The sequence below is a fragment of the Streptomyces sp. NRRL S-920 genome (assembly GCF_000717945.1).
Taxonomy (GTDB): domain Bacteria; phylum Actinomycetota; class Actinomycetes; order Streptomycetales; family Streptomycetaceae; genus Streptomyces; species Streptomyces alboniger.
Genome location: NZ_JODF01000177.1, coordinates 1 through 295, shown reverse-complemented (window position 1 = coordinate 295; position 295 = coordinate 1). Strand labels below are relative to the sequence as shown.

Annotated in this window: 1 protein-coding gene; it reads right to left on the bottom strand. The window is 60.0% G+C overall.

Translation table 11 applies throughout. The features are described from left to right. Positions 1–25 precede the first annotated feature (25 nt). Positions 26–295: PadR family transcriptional regulator (locus IG54_RS0137400; RefSeq protein ID WP_030795761.1), on the bottom strand; the 270-nt coding region annotated here is incomplete at its 5' end.

The window sequence follows — 295 nt, the reverse complement described above, 5'->3', positions numbered from 1 at the left end:
CTGCCGGTGACCTTCTCCCAGAAGTTCATCTCCCGCCCTCCTCCTTGAGCCTGTCGATGCGTGATGACACGTACTGCCATTTCGCCCAGAACTTCGCCAATTCTTCGCATCCGGCGTCATTGAGCGCGTAAAACTTCCGCGGCGGACCGACCCCGGAGGGACGCTTCGTCACCTGGACGAGCTTGTTCCTCTCCAGCCGCAGCAAGATGGTGTACACCGTCCCCTCGATGACGTCGGTGAAGCCCAGCTCATTCAGCTGACGGGTGATGGCATATCCGTAGGTTTCCTCGCGGTC